Here is a 15,098-nt window from a genome sequence, read left to right as displayed (position 1 = left end):
GTCGTGCGGGTGATCCGGTGGTGGAGCACCCGGCAGGCAGGGGCGATGATGCGGGGTTTCCCGAGCGCGTTACGGAGCGTCTTCCTCGGGCTTGACCGGACCGTGCGAGTGGAAGCTCCGACCCCAGGCGCGATGCACCTCGGCCCGGCCTCCCGGCCGCTGCCAGACGTACAGCTGGGAGGCGAGCTTCCCGTAGTCCATGGCGATGTCGTCGCGGCGCATCAGCACGACGAGTTCGCGCAGCCGTGTGGCCAGGGCGTCGATGGACGTCGCTGTGCCGGCGCGTACGAACCGCTTACGGATCGGCTCGTCGATCGCCGCGTCCGGCATCAGCCGCCGGACGGCCTTGCCGAGGCCGGGACCGTCCTTGATGTGCATGTCCGCTGTGTGGTGGCCTTGTTGATGCAGCGCCCACAGGGTGACGGCCATGTGAACCGCGCTCTCGGCGCGCTCCGCGTCCTCCTCGCGCCACCCTCGTACGTACAGCGCTTCGGCCCCGATGAGGCCCCAGAGGTCAGGGATCTCGCCGGCCGGTTTCCCGGCACCCCGCCTGATGCGCGCCACGGTGGCGACGGACTGCGGGTGATCCTCTCGGTATCCCCGCTGCAGGCGCGAGACATGAGAGTGCACCGTCTCGTTGATGAGGGCTGCGGCGGACAGGGGTTCTGTCCGTGCGGGGGCAGGGGCGTCGGTCGACGCGCTGCTCCCTCGCTGGTCTGCGCTCACGACGTCTCCTCCACCAAATCCTTTACTTCAAGCGGCACTTGCGATGTGGCACGCCGCGGCGCCGGGATCGGAAGAGCCTTGGGCAGTGCCTTGGCCAACCGGATCCGGAACCATTTGTCGGCGTTCGTGTCGTCGAACCACTGCGGGCCCTTGCCCAGGTCCAGCACTCGGCCCTCCCACGCGGCGGTGGTCACGGAATCCAGCAGATCGTCGCCCAGATCCCTGATGATCCGGTCCACCCGCCTCTGCCATGCCTCACGCTCGCGCGCCGGGTCGTCGCTCTCCCCGAGCCGCCTCAGCCAGAGCCTGTAGGGGCCGTCCAGCTCGCCGTACCCCCGGTCCCGTGCGGCATCCCGGTGCGCGTCGTGGTCGGAACCGGCCGCTCGGGCGAGGTCGGCCGCGAGGTCGCCCAGTGCTCTCACCGCGAGGTCCGCGTCCCCCACGGCGTCGATGGCCGCGTTCCCGTACCGCTGGTCCTGGGCGTGCAGAAGGATGACGGGCATGGTGACCCCGTCGTCGACCAACTCGTCGACCACCGACTGCTGGGTGCCGTACTGCGCACCGACGATGCGTGCCCGGAAGAGAAAACCTCGCGGCAGGGCTCGCTCGCCGACCAGTTGCGCCATCCACGTGAGAACACCCGGCCGGAGAAAGGCCGCCGGCTCTCCGCTCTGCGCGCCGCCCTTCCCCGGCACGTTCTGGAGAAGGCCGGCCAGCCCGCGCCAGGCACCGCGTGCGGGGTCGTGCTCGCGGGGCATGTAGACCTGCGCCAGTCCGTGCTTCTTCTCCTGCGCCTCGCTGCGCCGCCACCCCGTCATGGGCTCCAGCAGCTGCTTGTTCCTCGGCACGATGGGGTCCCCGTAGCCGAGCACGACGCCGTACACACCGGTCTCGTCGTGGTGCAGACGCACCCTTCGCGTCTGCCAGGTGTAGAGATCCCGGGGACCGGAGGGCCGGGAGGCCAGGTTCAGGCGCGACTCAGCGCCCGGTCCGCAGGGTTCACGGCGCCAGGCCGGAGTGTCGTCGTCCCGGAATCTCAAGGTGGCGTGGTCCGCGGCGACGAGGTTGAGGAGCAGCGATTCACGCAGGTTCGACCCCTCCGCCATCACCCCGCCCAGATTGCCCGCCCAGCCGACTCCCTGCGGGTAGACCTTTCCGCCCTTGACCCGTTCGTCGCCCGCCATTCCGGACTTGATGCCCGATGTGTCGAAGGCGTGGGTGTGGACCAGCCATCTGGCGGCCTCGGCGAAACCGAGGCGCTCCGCCTCGGGCATGCGCATGCTGAAGAAGGGGTCGCCGTTGGGGACGTCCGCCACGATGCGGTTCAGGGAGAAGACTTCGTCCTTCTCCGTGTGCAACCCGGCGACCTGGAAGAAGGGCTGTTGCGGATGGAGCAGGTCGAAGCGTGCACGATGCCGTTCCAGGTAGGCAGGTACGGCCTCGAAGGCGTCCTCGCTCTCCCAGAGCTCCGCCCAGTCCTCGACGTCGTCCGGCCCGTCCACGGCATCGTGCAGGATCGCCAACAGGAGTCTGAACAGGGCGAATTCCTGCGTCGGCACGTCACCGACCAGCCTCAGCACACTGCTTGCCTGGGCGAACACGTCCAGCAAGGACAGCTCGGCAGTCGTGCCGTCGACCCGCTGGACCGGCAGCCACGGGCGTGACACCAGATCGAACGACGGCACGTGCTCCACCAGCCTTACGTCGAGGGCGCCGGGGCGCCCCACCCTGAGTCCATCCGAGTGGCTGTACTCGATTTCATAGCCTGCCAGTTGGGTCTGACAGTGCTCGTCGAGCTCAAGAATCAGCTCCCCGGCCAGCCACCGGCACTCCTTCGCCTGCCAGGCCGGGATCAGCAGTTCCTCCAGCTCGTCGATCGCCCGGTCCAGGACCCAGGGCTTCGAGAAGTGGAACGGCAACCGCATAGAGCTCGCGGCGAGGGCTCTTGCCGCTCTCTCCGGCGGAATCGCGTCGGTAGGCAGCGCCAGCCCCCCGCGCCCCCGGTCGAGCCAGGGAACCGTGGTCAGCGAACCGTCCGGCTGCCGCTGGACGACGAGCACCTCAAGGCTCTCCTCGCTGTCCCTGACCTGCGCGCGGCCGGCCCGGGAATCGTCGGCGTCGCCCACACCCGCGTCGATCCAGCCGATCACCGGACGGCCCGGCTTACGGACCCGGTCCAGCCGGTAGACCTCCGCCTCGGTCTGCTGCTCCGCACGGCGGGTCCGGTGCTCCAGATCGGCGGCGGCCATCGCCTCCGCCCAGCTCGCCGGGCCGACCGGCTGCTCTCCGTAAGCCGTCTGGACGAGCTGGAGGATGTCCCCCGGAAGGCTCAGCGTGCTGCCCGGCGCGTGCAGGTACGGGCGGAGCACGGCGAGGGACCGCAGCAGGGTGTGCCGTCCGTACACCCGCTCCGAGCCCCGTACCGGTTCGGGCGGTGTGCCGTTCCAGTGGACACCCGTGACCAGGCACCGGGCCCGGCGCAGGGACGGCGGCCGTTGGTTCTGGCCGGGTCCCCGCTGGTGCCGGTGCAGGCGCCCCATCCGCTGGAGCATGAGGTCCACGGGGCAGAGGTCGGTGACCAGGAGGTCGAAGTCGACGTCAAGGGACTGCTCCGCGACCTGGCTCGCCACGACGATGTGCGGTCTCGGCCCGCGCGGACGGTCACCGTTCGGACCGAAGAGCCTCAGGAGCCTCGCGTCCAGTGCGGCTCGGTCCAGATCCATGAAGCGGGAGTGTGCGACCGTGACGTCCGCCGTGCCGCCGAATCGGGAGCGCAGCCGCTCTGCCGTCTCCAGCACCCGGTCGACGGTGTTCCGTACGACGAGGGCGCAGCCGCCGCCGGACAGCGCGTCGGCCAAGGTGTCGCCGAGCACGGACACGTCGTCGTCGAGCGGTTCGAGTACGACGTCCGTGCTCCGGTCTGCAGCGGCCGGCGGGCACTCGGTCAGTGGCGCGCTGCCCGGCGCGACGGCTGTCAGCAGCGGATATCCCTGCGCGGCGCTGGCGTTGTCGGGGGTTCCCTCCGGAGAGGTGTCACCCGTGTATGCCCGGATCAGAGCCCGACGCGTGGCGGCGGGCAGAGTCGCGGACAGCACGACGACCGGCACCCTGTAACTGCCCAGCCAGGACAGCACCCGCTCCAGATAGACGTTCATGTAGGCATCGGAAGCGTGGGCTTCGTCAATCACGACGACCTTGCCCGCCAGTGCGAGATGGCGCAGGGCCAGATGGCGGCTCTTGAGCCCGGCGAACAGGAGTTGGTCGATCGTCCCGACCGCGAACGACGAGAGCATTCCCTTCTTGCGGCCTCGCAGCCACTGGTGGGCTATCAGCTCGGCCGCACCCGGCCTGGCGTCCCTCGATGCCCGCCGGGCACCGTCCGGCCCGTCCACATCCACGGCCCGGACGCCACCTCCTCCACCGGCGCGCATCAGCCCCACGTACTCATCGTTCAGCGCGGCTTTGGCGTGCGCGAGGAAGACCGAGTGGCGCTCGGCGCCCGGCAGGTGGTCCAGCCACTTCAGGAGGCGCGGGAACATGGCATTGCCCGTCGCCCGGGTCGGCAGGGCGACGAAGCATCCGCCGGCCCCGCTGCGGGCCGCGAATATCTCCACCGCGGCGAGGGCGGCCTCGGTCTTGCCCTCCCCCATGGGTGCCTCGATCACCATCAGCCCCGGCTCGGGAAGAGCACGCGCGAGCCGTACGGCGGCCTCCTGCACCGGCCGGATCGCGGACCCGGACGGCAGGTCGAACCGCGATGCGTACAACTCGGCCGGTGTCCCTTCCGGCTCAGCGGGCTCCCACGGACCGGGCAGGTCAAGTCCGCGCCAGGCGGTGGCAATCCGCTCGTCCGGGGTACGGGGCACGTCCTCGGGAAAGTACGGAAAGAGGTCGGGGTTGCTCGCGATCCAGTCGGAGACGATGACGAGGGCCGTCAGCAGCACCTGCACGGTCTGCGGCAGCTTCACCGAGCGCCAGGCGTCGAGTCGTTCGCGTACGCCGTAAGCCTCCGCGCAGGCATCGAGCAACTCGTCCTGGACACTGCGCCAGAGCGCCTCGCTCGGTCCCGGAGTGCGCAGCAGCTCGGGGTGCCTGTCGAGGTCGTGGATCTGCGCGTACCCGGGTGGCACTCCGTGGTGCCCACCGGCCACCACCGCGAATTGCCCGGCCGCGCGCACCGTCCACCCGTGCCGCTCCACCAGCCATTCCTGCATCAGGAACTGCCCGGCCAGCCCGTGCGGCGCCATGCGCCGGTCGTCCCCCCACTGCTTCTGGTGCGGCATGTCCAGCCCGGCCCCGCGCATCCCGTCGGCGAGCCCGTCGACCTGGCATGCGAAGGCGGGCGTCGCCTTCCCGATGTCGTGCGTGGCCGCGAGCCAGACGACGAGGCGACGGGCGTCGTCCGGGTGCGGGACCGCCTCAACGATCTGCTGCCGGATGAGGCGGGGAACCCACTCGTCCCAGAGAAGACCGGCGATGGCAGCGCTGTCGGACATGTGCTGCCAGAGAGGCAACCAGCCTTCAGTGGGACGGTCGTGCTTGGCCCACACGGTACGAGCGGGCGCGGTCAACGCCGAGCTGGGGAGGGGGCGTATCCGGTTTACGTGGGACATGGGGACATTGAACACAACAGTGTCATCTAATCTTCTTTATCTCGTGAACTCACCTCATTCGCAGGGGGTTTAAGGTATAGAGCCGCTAGTTGTCCTTGTGCGCGTCAGCAGCTCAGGGGAGCGGCTTGTTCGCGGAGGCAGGACCGGGGCCGGGGGCCATTTCGGGCTTGCCCCCGCAGGTGCGGGGAGCAGGCGCCGACCTGACTCTCCCCACTCGACGTCGTGGGGCATCCCAGCAGGTGCGGGGAGCGACCAAGGACTACCGATCCGGGGCCATACTTCTCGGGTTCATCCCCGCATGCGCGGGGAGCAGTCGAGCGGCCACCAGCGGGCACTGCGCGCGTCGGGCTCATCCCCGCACTCGCGGGGAGCAGCCCCCGCTTCCGGCTTCGGCCAGTGGCGGGGAGCGCTTGGTCGTGTCCGGGGTCAGCCCCGTCGTGCCGCTCCATCCGGCCACACCACATCTACTGGCACTCCAGCTGCTCGGGCGTCCTGCACCGTGTCCGCTGTGCCCCCGCCCTTCCCCGAAGGAGGAAGGCCGTCCCAGACGGCGACGAGACGATCGGCACGCTGCAAGAGTTCGGCGTTGGCCGCCTCGTAAGCACTGCGACCGGCAGTCTCATGCGGCAGCGTAAACACCTCGACGGCGGTCTCGACCAGGTGATCGAAGACTGCCGCGTGCTCTGGCTTGACCTTCCGGGCGCGGTAGTCCTGAGAGGGGACCACGACCACCAAACGCCCGCCCGCGGCAGTAACCTCTTCGGCGAAGATGCTGTCCGATCCCGCTGCAATGCAGGAGACCCCAATCAGGTCCTCGCTGTAGCCGGCCAGCAGACTACGAAGAGCCTCGCGCACGAGGGGCACACTCTCGTCTGTCAGGTCCATATGCCCGGTCACGGCCAATGTCGTCATGCGCCCGCCCCTCAGCTCGACAGCAGGTCGCGGATACTATCGCGCGCCTCCCGCACCGGACGTGAGGCGCTGTGCCCCACGGTGTAGGGGTACAACTGCCCGAGCTGCGCACGGACACGCCCCGACTGCGTCCCTCGCGCGGCCTGCACCGCGAGGGTTGCCTCAGCGGCGGCCGCCCGGATATCGCCAGCGAGAAACTGGCATTCCGCCAGGCCGATACGGTCGAGCGCGTGGGAACGCCCGGCCTCCTGGCCGCGGCACGCCAGGGCGGTCCGGATCTCGGCGGCTGCCTGGGCTGCGTGGCGGCGCGGGTCGGTGCGGGCGAGGTCGAGAAGCCGTCCCCCGGTGACCCCCGCGAGCTCTGCCTCGTCGAAGTACGCAATCCAGTAAGGCTCTTCGTCGCTGCCTGCTGCTGCCAGCGCCTCGGCTGCTCGGGCCGTCGCCCGCTGGAACCCCACGTGTCTGCCCTGGGTTGCGTATGCCCACGCCTCTCGCGTGTGGAGCATGGCACGGACTCGGGGCCCCATGACGTCGCGGGCGCCTTCCTGGGCAAGGTGGATGAGCTGGAGCGCGTCATCGGCCCGGTCGCGGTAGAGCATCTGGCGGGCCATTCCGGCGAGCACGTTGGCCCCGAAGATGACGTCACCTCCGGCGTGCGCGGCGCGGAGCGCGAGGCGGTGGTAGTCCTGGGCCCGCCGTTGCAGACCGGAGTCCCATGCCATCGTCGCGGCGGTGCCGGCCAACTGGGCCATCACGTGGTACAGCCGGTCCGCAACAGCGGGTGCCTGGTGCTCGTCGAGGGCGCCGGAGACCTCGGCGAGCTGGCCGAGCACTGCCTTCCTCCGGAGTCCGCCGCCGTACTGGTGGTCCCACTGCCGGAAGGCCCGTGCGGTGGTCTCCAGCTCAGCGACATCACTCATGCCGAGTCGACCGGGACGGCGCTGCTCGGGCACGATGGCAGCCGGCACAAGCCAGCCTTCGAGGCTGTCGAGGAGCGCGGCGCCGGTTACAGCGGCACCGGCGAGGGCGCGAGTGAGGGCCCTTCTGTCCATCACGAGATCACTCCTGGTGAGGTGGGTGGCCAGGTCCACAGTGGCGTCGGCCCGCCACGGGATTTCGTCTGTGTCTGGCCGTTCACCTGGAGCGTCTGGCTGTTCGTGCTGTGCTGAAGAGTGATCGCCCTCCCAAGGCCGCGGTGCGAGCCCGAGCAGGATGCCCGGAATGCGGAGGCCGTCAGCGATTCGGCAGACGACGTCAAAGCTGGTGACGCGTTGGGCCCCGCTGATGATCGTGGATACCTTGCCAGGGGTGAACTGGCAGGCGGACGCTATGCGGTTCTGGGAGAGGCCGCCCCATTTCTTGATCAAGGTGAAGACGGCTGCGAAGTCGTGCTCAATGAGCGCCGCCCGAACGTCAGCTCTGTCGAGCACGTCCGGGGTGAGCAGGCCGGGGGTGGTGGCATCCATGGTGACTTCCGTTGCGATCCTATGCATGCGCAGGCGCCTTGCTGGAGGAGCAACGAGCGTATTACCACCTCGGTAACCCCCTCTGGTCATCCCGTAGTTAGCCCCACCAGGCGATGCTGGTGAAGCGATGACAACCGACGGCTGGGGCACCCCATGGGAATGACGCTCAAGGTGTACGAGGTGGACAGGGCGGGGAACACCCGCGTCTTACGGCAGGAGACCGAGGTCGTTCCGGTCACGACAGTGGACCCCCGCGCCGCGTTCCCTGACTGCGAATGTCCCCGCCACCGCCCCGCCGGCGCTGATGGCGCGTACCGCGTGTTCCTCGGGCACACCGCCCAGTGCGCCGCCTGCCGCGCCGGATCACCCTGCCCCATGGCCGCCCGGCGGGAGATCCGCCGATGACCCCCCGGTCGGTGATGCGGTTCGTGGAGTGGACGATCGGTGCTCCTCGGGGAGAGGCACCGCAGACCGTCATCCTGATCCGCTGCCTCACCCCGGGCTGCGGCGAGGAGTCCGAGCCGAGCCGCTCCACACCGAGTACGAAGAGGTCGCCCGCTGCCGCCTCGTCGCCACCCCCCAGGAGGCCCGGTGATCTGCGACCGCTGCGACCAGCTGATGCGGCCGGACGAGGCCGAGCACATCTACATCGACAGGGCTTCAGGCGCCGGGGCCACGGTCAACGTCCACAGGGTGCTGTGCGCCAGGTCGCGGACGCATCCGCAGTCGTACCCGCAGCGCCCGGCTCGCTGATCTCCCGCCCGTACCCCAGCCCGGCAGCGGCCCGGGTGCGGGCGTGCACTCCCGAACGAGGTCGGCTAGGGGCCATCCCAGTACGCGCGGCGAGCAGGGCTCCGGCTGTGGCCACTCCCAGCCGGGGCAGGGTCCATCCCCGCACGCGCGGGGAGCAGTCCTACACTCCGCCGCTGGCGGTGACGGTGATGGGTTCATCCCCGCACGCGCGGGGAGCAGCCACCGGCCCGTCCGACCTGCCCCAGAGCCTTGGGTTCATCCCCGCACGCGCGGGGAGCAGGGGTCGGGAGGGGAGAGAGGGTAGGGAGGGATGGGTTCATCCCCGCACGCGCGGGGAGCAGACCAAGCGCGGTACTGCCCGCACCCTGGCCGGGGGTTCATCCCCGCACGCGCGGGGAGCAGACCTGGAGTCGTCCGGCGGACAGGATCTTGAGGGGTTCATCCCCGCACGCGCGGGGAGCAGGAGGACGCCTGGACGCTCCAGGTGACCAAGGCGGGTTCATCCCCGCACGCGCGGGAAGCAGGCCGAGACCGTCCTCGACGCCCTCGCCGAGGCGGGTTCATCCCCGCACGCGCGGGGAGCAGGCCCCATCACGGTGGAGCGCATGGGGCGCCCCGGGTTCATCCCGGCACGCGCGGGGAGCAGGCGTGGTCGTGGTCAATGCTGTGAGCCTTGCCGGGTTCATCCCCGCACGCGCGGGGAGCAGGCCTGGGTGAACACCGACACGGTGCAGATCGAGGGTTCATCCCCGCACGCGCGGGGAGCAGGATTGTGCGTCGCCCACGATGAACGGCAGGTCGGGTTCATCCCCGCACGCGCGGGGAGCAGGGCAGCAGGAGCTCCCCGCCCGCCCATTTCCGGGGTTCATCCCCGCACGCGCGGGGAGCAGTGCAAATCTTGCCGTCCTCGGCCGCACCGCACGGGTTCATCCCCGCACGCGCGGGGAGCAGGCACCGCCGGCACGTGGGTGCAGGCTGACGTAGGGTTCATCCCCGCACGCGCGGGGAGCAGCGCTGGATCAGAGACCCGCATCCCACCGACCCGGGTTCATCCCCGCACGCGCGGGGAGCAGAGCTCTGTGGCGTTACATGCCGTGAGCTGCGGGGGTTCATCCCCGCACGCGCGGGGAGCAGCGCTCGCGCCGACGCACTGACGTGCTCCGGGCGGGTTCATCCCCGCACGCGCGGGGAGCAGTTCGGCTTGGGCGGCCACGTCGGCGTGGGCGGGGGTTCATCCCCGCACGCGCGGGGAGCAGAGTGTGCGATCTCGTCGTAGTTGGTGTGGCCGGGGTTCATCCCCGCACGCGCGGGGAGCAGTTGAACAGGTGGATCAGCGGGCCGAGCACGTCAGGTTCATCCCCGCACGCGCGGGGAGCAGCCCGCACGGGTCATCGACACCCTGGAAGGCGAGGGTTCATCCCCGCACGCGCGGGGAGCAGGGGCCGCCGCTGTCGCCACCGTCGCGGCCGTCGGGTTCATCCCCGCACGCGCGGGGAGCAGTTGAGGCCGGTCCCGACGCCGGTCCCGACGCCGGGTTCATCCCCGCACGCGCGGGGAGCAGTGAGTACACGTCAACCCCGGTCGGACCTGTTGGGGTTCATCCCCGCACGCGCGGGGAGCAGGCCGGTGACGCCGGAGACGCCGCCGGGGGACGGGGTTCATCCCCGCACGCGCGGGGAGCAGATGTCCACGGCGTAGGCGTTGTTCGAGTTGGTGGGTTCATCCCCGCACGCGCGGGGAGCAGACTGCTTGACCTCGGGTTCTCTGGGCGCATCCTGCCATTCTGAAGCAGCTTCGTGAAGTCCGGCATATACGAGCAAATCGGCCATCGCTGACCCGGGTCCGCACTCTCACCGCCCGAACCCAGCAAGCCGCACCCCCGCCGCACCGCCCGCCCGCAAACGCAAGGGACCCGAGCGAGCCGGCCGCCCCACGGCGCAAGCCGCCGCCACAGCGCAATCATCACCCAGCGAGCCGCCCGCTCACGGGCGTAACGCAAACCCGAAGGCCCCATCGAAGGTCCGGTTAGGGTAATGCGGGACTAAAGAGATCACCAAGTGCGTTTCGTAAGCGTCGCACTCCTCGGGAGGAAGCCATGGGAACCCACCGCACCACGCTGCCCGGAGTCGGAGTGCAGTATGACTACACCACCGAGTCGGGGCAGCACATCTCCGTCGTCGTGCACCACGACGGGCGACGGTTCATCGGGTTCTACGACCAGGACGATCCTGATTCGTGCCGGCTCTCCGTACCCCTGACTCCACAGGAGGCCACCGGGCTCGCGCACCTCATCGATGCCGCGCCGATCGACGCCGTGCGGACCGACGGGATCGATCTGGTCACCGAGCACATACCGCTCGGGACGCGGTCGCCGTACGGCGGGCGGTTGCTCGGGGACACGCGGGCCCGGACGCGGACCGGGGCGTCCATCGTGGCGGTGTTGCGGACGCACAGTGCGCATCCGTCACCGGGGCCGGACTTCCGGCTGGCCATCGGCGACACGCTTGTCGTCGTCGGTACGCGCGAGGGCGTGGACACGCTCTCCGAGATCATTGCGGAGGGCTGACCGTGCACGACACGACCGCACTGCTGGTGGAGCTCGGCTCCGTCATTCTGGGGCTTGGCATCATCGGGCGGTTCGCCGGGCGAATAGGACTCTCGCCGATCCCCCTCTATCTGCTCGCCGGACTCGCGTTCGGCGAGGGCGGGCTGCTGCCGCTCGGGGCCAGTGAGGAGTTCACCGCCGTCGGCGCCGAGATCGGCGTCATCCTGCTGCTGCTCCTGCTGGGGCTCGAATACAGCGCCAGTGAGCTCGTCACCAGTCTGAAGACGCAATATCCGTCCGGGGCCGTGGACTTCGTGCTCAACGCGACTCCGGGGGCCGTCGCCGCGCTGCTGCTCGGGTGGGGGCCCGTGGGGGCGGTGGCGCTCGCCGGGGTCACCTGGATCTCGTCGTCCGGGGTGATCGCCAAGGTGCTCGCGGATCTGGGGCGGCTCGGCAACCGGGAGACGCCCGTCATCCTCGGGGTGCTCGTCATCGAGGACCTGTCGATGGCCGTCTATCTGCCGCTGCTCACCGCGATGCTCGCGGGGGTCGGCTTCGCCGGCGGCAGCATCGCGCTGCTCGTCGCGCTCGGCACCGTCGGGTTCGTCCTCTATCTCGCACTGCGGCACGGCCGGCTCATCAGCCGGGCGGTGTCCTCCGACAATCCGGAGATGCTGCTCCTGGTCGTGCTGGGGCTGACCGTCCTGGTCGCCGGGGTCGCCCAGCAGTTGCAGGTGTCCGCGGCCGTCGGGGCGTTCCTCGTCGGCATCGCGCTCTCCGGGGAGGTCGCGGAGGGGGCGCGCAAGCTGCTGACCCCGTTGCGGGACCTGTTCGCCGCCGTCTTCTTCGTGTTCTTCGGGCTCTCCACCAATCCTGCGGAGATCCCCCCGGTGCTGCTCCCGGCCGCGCTGCTGGCCGTCGTCACCGTCTTCACCAAGATCGCCACCGGCTGGTACGCGGCCCGGCGGGCCGGTATCGGGTCGCGCGGGCGCTGGCGGGCCGGCGGCACGCTCGTCGCGCGTGGCGAGTTCTCCATCGTCATCGCCGGTCTGGCCGTGGCGACCGAGCCGCGCATCGGCCCCATCGCCACCGCGTACGTCCTGATCCTGGTCATCGTCGGCCCGCTCACCGCACGCTGGACGCAGCCGATCGTGGCGAAGTTCCAGGAGTGGCGCGGGAACGACGAGGAGAAGCCCGCCCCGTCAGCTGGCAACGGCAGCGGCAGCGGCAGCGGCACCGTTCCTGCCGCGCGGGTTCCCGCGCCGCAGGAGGAGCTGGCTCCGACCGACTGAGCGTGACGGTCAGCCGTCCTGGGTGGCGGGGAGGTCGGGCAGCCACCCCAGCGGGTACGCGTCCGCGCCGCCCCCCGGAACGGCCGGCTCGCCGCCCGCCGCGGTGAACGCCGTCAGCGCATCGATCAGCGCGGACCGCTGCTCCGGCGCGAGGCGTTCGACGATCGCGGCGATCTCGTGGCGGCGGCCGGCCGTGACGTCCTCGACCAGCTGGAGCCCCTCCGGCGTGACCCGCAGTGCGGTCTCCCTGCGGTTGGCCGGGTTGACCTGCCGCTCGGCCAGACCGGCGACGATCAGCCGGTCCAGCATGCGCATCGCGGTCGACGGATTGACGCCCAGCCGCTCGGCCAGCGAGACCAGCTTGGCGTCCCCGTGGGTGGCCAGGACCACCAGCAGCCGGAACTGCGGCAGCGTCACCCGGTCCTCGACCGCCGCCAGCGACCGGGCGGAGACGGCGACCAGCAGTCTCGACGCGGTCAGCACCGCCCGCGTCACCGCGTCGACGTCGTCCCTGCCCGGGGCGGACGGTCGTTTCCCAGATGCCTGTTCGCGCGCGGCCATGCCCCTTTGTACCGCGCCCGCCTGTGGTACTCGAACCCGGGCCGCGCCGTGACCGAAAGGTGTCGTGCCGGGACCCGATCCACGGCCTGTGACGGTGGCGTACATCTTTGGATTGTGCAACGTTTGCACAGTGACAGATCAATCCGCAGCTTCGTCCGACCCCCGGCGCCCGGCACCGCTGACCGGCTGGCGGCGCACCGCGGCCCGCCTCCCGGTCCATATGTTCCGGGCCGGGCTCGGCCCCCTGTTCCGGGGACGGCTGCTGCTGCTCGTCCACACCGGGCGCACCTCGGGGCAGCCGCGCCGGACCGTCGTGGAGGTCGTCGAGTCCGCGACGGTGGACGGCCGCCGGAGCTGGACCGTGGCGTCCGGATTCGGGCCCGGCGCCGACTGGTACCGCAACCTGCAACGTACGCCGCAGGCCACCGTGCAGATCGGCCGCCGGTTCCACGCGGTGACGGCGGACGAGTTGCTCGCCGCGGAGGGCGGCGAGCTGATGGAGCGGTACGCGCCCCGGCACCCCCGGACCGCCCGGCGGCTGTGCGCGTACATGGGGTTCACGGTCGACGGCAGCGCGGAGGGCTACCGGGTCGTCGGCGAGGCCATCCCCTTCGTACGCCTCACCGAGGGCGCCCGGAAGGCCCGCGACGGCGACCGCTGAGGGCCGGTGCCCGGGATCAGGCCCGTGCGGGTTCGGGTTCCTCCACCGGGTGGGGGTGCGGTGCGCCCCGGCGGTAGAGGATCACCGTGACCAGGAAGCCGACGACGAAGAAGCCCGCGGACCACCAGTACGCGGTGGAGTAGCTCTCCAGCTGGGACTGGGCGATCGCGGCCGGGGTCGGGCGGCGGCCGACCAGGTAGTTGGTGGCCGCGCTGGTGGCGAGGGTGTTCAGCAGCGCCGTACCGATGGAGCCGCCCACCTGCTGGCTGGTGTTGACCATCGCGGAGGCCACCCCGGCGTCCCGGGCGGAGACCCCGGCGGTGGCCAGGTTCATCGCCGTCGCGAAGATCGAGCCCAGTCCGAGCCCCAGACAGAGCAGCGGAGGCAGCACATGGGCGGCATAGGTGCTGTTCAGGTCCAGGGTGGTGAGCCACACCATGCCGCCCGCCGCGATGGCCATGCCGAGGGGCACGATCGGCTTGGCGCCGAACCTCGGCACCAGGACGTTCGTCGTCGTCACGGACGTCAGGATCATGACGGCGATCATCGGCAGGAACGCCAGACCGGTACTGACCGGCGAGTAGAACAGGCTCTTCTGCAGGAAGTACGTGAGGAACAGGAACACCCCGAACAGTCCGCCGCCGGAGATGAACATGGCGAGGAACGACGCGCCCCGGTCCCGGTCGAGCACCACCCGCATCGGCAGCAGCGGGTGCGCGGCCCTGGTCTGCCACCACGCGAACGCCGCGACGAGTACCACACCGGCCGCCAGGAAGACCCAGACGTCCGGTGAACTCCACGGATGCGTCTCGGCCCTGGAGAAGCCGAACACGATGCAGAAGAGGCCCGCCGAGACCAGCACGGTCCCCGGGATGTCGAGCTTCGGGCGGTCGGCGGGCCTGCCCCCGGTGAGCAGCCGCCAGCCGCCGACGAAGGCGACGGACGCGAACAGCAGGTTCACGTACAGGCACCAGCGCCAGTCCAGGTACTCCGTGAGGATTCCGCCGAGCAGCAGCCCCACCGCGCCGCCCGCGCCCGCGATGGCCCCGTAGATACCGAAGGCCTTCGCCCGCTCCTTCGGAACGGTGAACGTCGTGGTGAGCAGGGAGAGCGCGGCCGGGGCCAGCAGTGCGCCGAACATGCCCTGGAGGGCGCGGGCCAGCACCAGGACCTCGAAGCTCGGGGCGGCGCCGCCGATCGCGGAGGCCACCGCGAAGCCGACCAGTCCGGTCAGGAACACCAACCGGCGGCCGACCAGGTCCGCGATCCGGCCGCCGAGCAGCAGCAGCGAGCCGAAGGCGAGGGCGTACGCCGTCACGATCCACTGCCGGTTGCCGTCGCTGAAGCCGAGGTCCTGCTGGGCGGAGGGCAGCGCGATGTTCACGATGGTCGCGTCGAGCACCACCATCAGCTGGGCGAGCCCGATCACTCCCAGCACCCACCACCGGTGGGACGAGCCGCGCCCCTCCGCGTTCTCGGCAGGTTCCCGTGGCTGACGTGCGTGTCGGGCCATGGTGCGGATCTCCCTCGTTGCGCACACCGCCGGAATCCCCCGAATGATCACGCTAA

General features: G+C 70.5%; 10 protein-coding genes and 1 CRISPR repeat array. Of the genes, 4 read left to right on the top strand and 6 right to left on the bottom strand.

What is annotated here, in order from left to right; genetic code table 11:
- Positions 1-69: 69 nt before the first annotated feature.
- The 4 genes from casB to EDD93_RS11145 all read right to left on the bottom strand — a co-directional run bounded on the left by casB (position 70) and on the right by EDD93_RS11145 (position 7,717).
- Positions 70-726 carry a type I-E CRISPR-associated protein Cse2/CasB gene (gene casB, locus EDD93_RS11160; protein WP_260255689.1) on the bottom strand — a complete coding sequence of 219 codons (657 nt, stop codon included), beginning with the start codon at positions 724-726 and terminating at the stop codon, positions 70-72.
- Positions 723-5,339 (bottom strand): type I-E CRISPR-associated protein Cse1/CasA, encoded by a 4,617-nt coding sequence (casA, locus tag EDD93_RS11155; RefSeq protein ID WP_185092274.1) that lies wholly within the window; start codon positions 5,337-5,339, stop codon positions 723-725. The genes casB and casA overlap by 4 nt, the downstream gene beginning before the upstream one ends.
- Positions 5,340-5,765: 426 nt before the next feature.
- A complete protein-coding gene (locus EDD93_RS11150; RefSeq protein WP_123525003.1) occupies positions 5,766-6,251 on the bottom strand; it encodes a hypothetical protein in 486 nt (161 codons plus the stop codon).
- Between the two features lie 11 nt (positions 6,252-6,262).
- Entirely contained in the window at positions 6,263-7,717 is a 1,455-nt protein-coding gene (locus EDD93_RS11145) for a helix-turn-helix domain-containing protein (protein ID WP_123525002.1), read from the bottom strand.
- 591 nt (positions 7,718-8,308) lie between these two features.
- Between EDD93_RS11145 and EDD93_RS39570 the strand changes: the two genes are divergently transcribed.
- From EDD93_RS39570 to EDD93_RS11130, 3 genes are all read left to right on the top strand, one after another.
- Complete coding sequence (locus EDD93_RS39570) at positions 8,309-8,470, top strand: hypothetical protein (protein WP_185092273.1); 162 nt, start codon at positions 8,309-8,311, stop codon at positions 8,468-8,470.
- Between the two features lie 68 nt (positions 8,471-8,538).
- Positions 8,539-10,214: direct repeats of the CRISPR family, unit length 29 nt; unit sequence GGGTTCATCCCCGCACGCGCGGGGAGCAG.
- Between the two features lie 351 nt (positions 10,215-10,565).
- Positions 10,566-11,036 carry a cation:proton antiporter regulatory subunit gene (locus EDD93_RS11135; protein WP_123525000.1) on the top strand — a complete coding sequence of 157 codons (471 nt, stop codon included), beginning with the start codon at positions 10,566-10,568 and terminating at the stop codon, positions 11,034-11,036.
- Positions 11,037-11,038: 2 nt separating this feature from the next.
- On the top strand, positions 11,039-12,307 hold the full coding sequence (locus EDD93_RS11130; RefSeq protein WP_123524999.1) for a cation:proton antiporter: 1,269 nt from the start codon (positions 11,039-11,041) through the stop codon (positions 12,305-12,307).
- A 9-nt stretch (positions 12,308-12,316) separates the two neighbouring features.
- On the opposite strand, the gene EDD93_RS11125 is transcribed toward EDD93_RS11130, so the two are convergent.
- Positions 12,317-12,868: a MarR family winged helix-turn-helix transcriptional regulator gene (locus tag EDD93_RS11125; protein ID WP_123524998.1), complete on the bottom strand. Its 552-nt coding sequence runs from the start codon at positions 12,866-12,868 to the stop codon at positions 12,317-12,319.
- 130 nt (positions 12,869-12,998) lie between these two features.
- On the opposite strand from EDD93_RS11125, the gene EDD93_RS11120 reads away from it, so the two are divergent.
- Positions 12,999-13,529, top strand: a complete 531-nt coding sequence (locus EDD93_RS11120; RefSeq protein WP_123524997.1) for a nitroreductase family deazaflavin-dependent oxidoreductase — start codon at positions 12,999-13,001, stop codon at positions 13,527-13,529.
- A 16-nt stretch (positions 13,530-13,545) separates the two neighbouring features.
- On the opposite strand, the gene EDD93_RS11115 is transcribed toward EDD93_RS11120, so the two are convergent.
- Positions 13,546-15,042, bottom strand: coding sequence for an MFS transporter (locus EDD93_RS11115; RefSeq protein WP_123524996.1), 1,497 nt, complete (start codon positions 15,040-15,042; stop codon positions 13,546-13,548).
- Positions 15,043-15,098: the final 56 nt, after the last annotated feature.

It is taken from the genome of Streptomyces sp. 840.1, from assembly GCF_003751445.1.
Taxonomy (GTDB): Bacteria; Actinomycetota; Actinomycetes; order Streptomycetales; family Streptomycetaceae; genus Streptomyces.
This window is presented reverse-complemented; position numbering and strand designations above follow the sequence as displayed.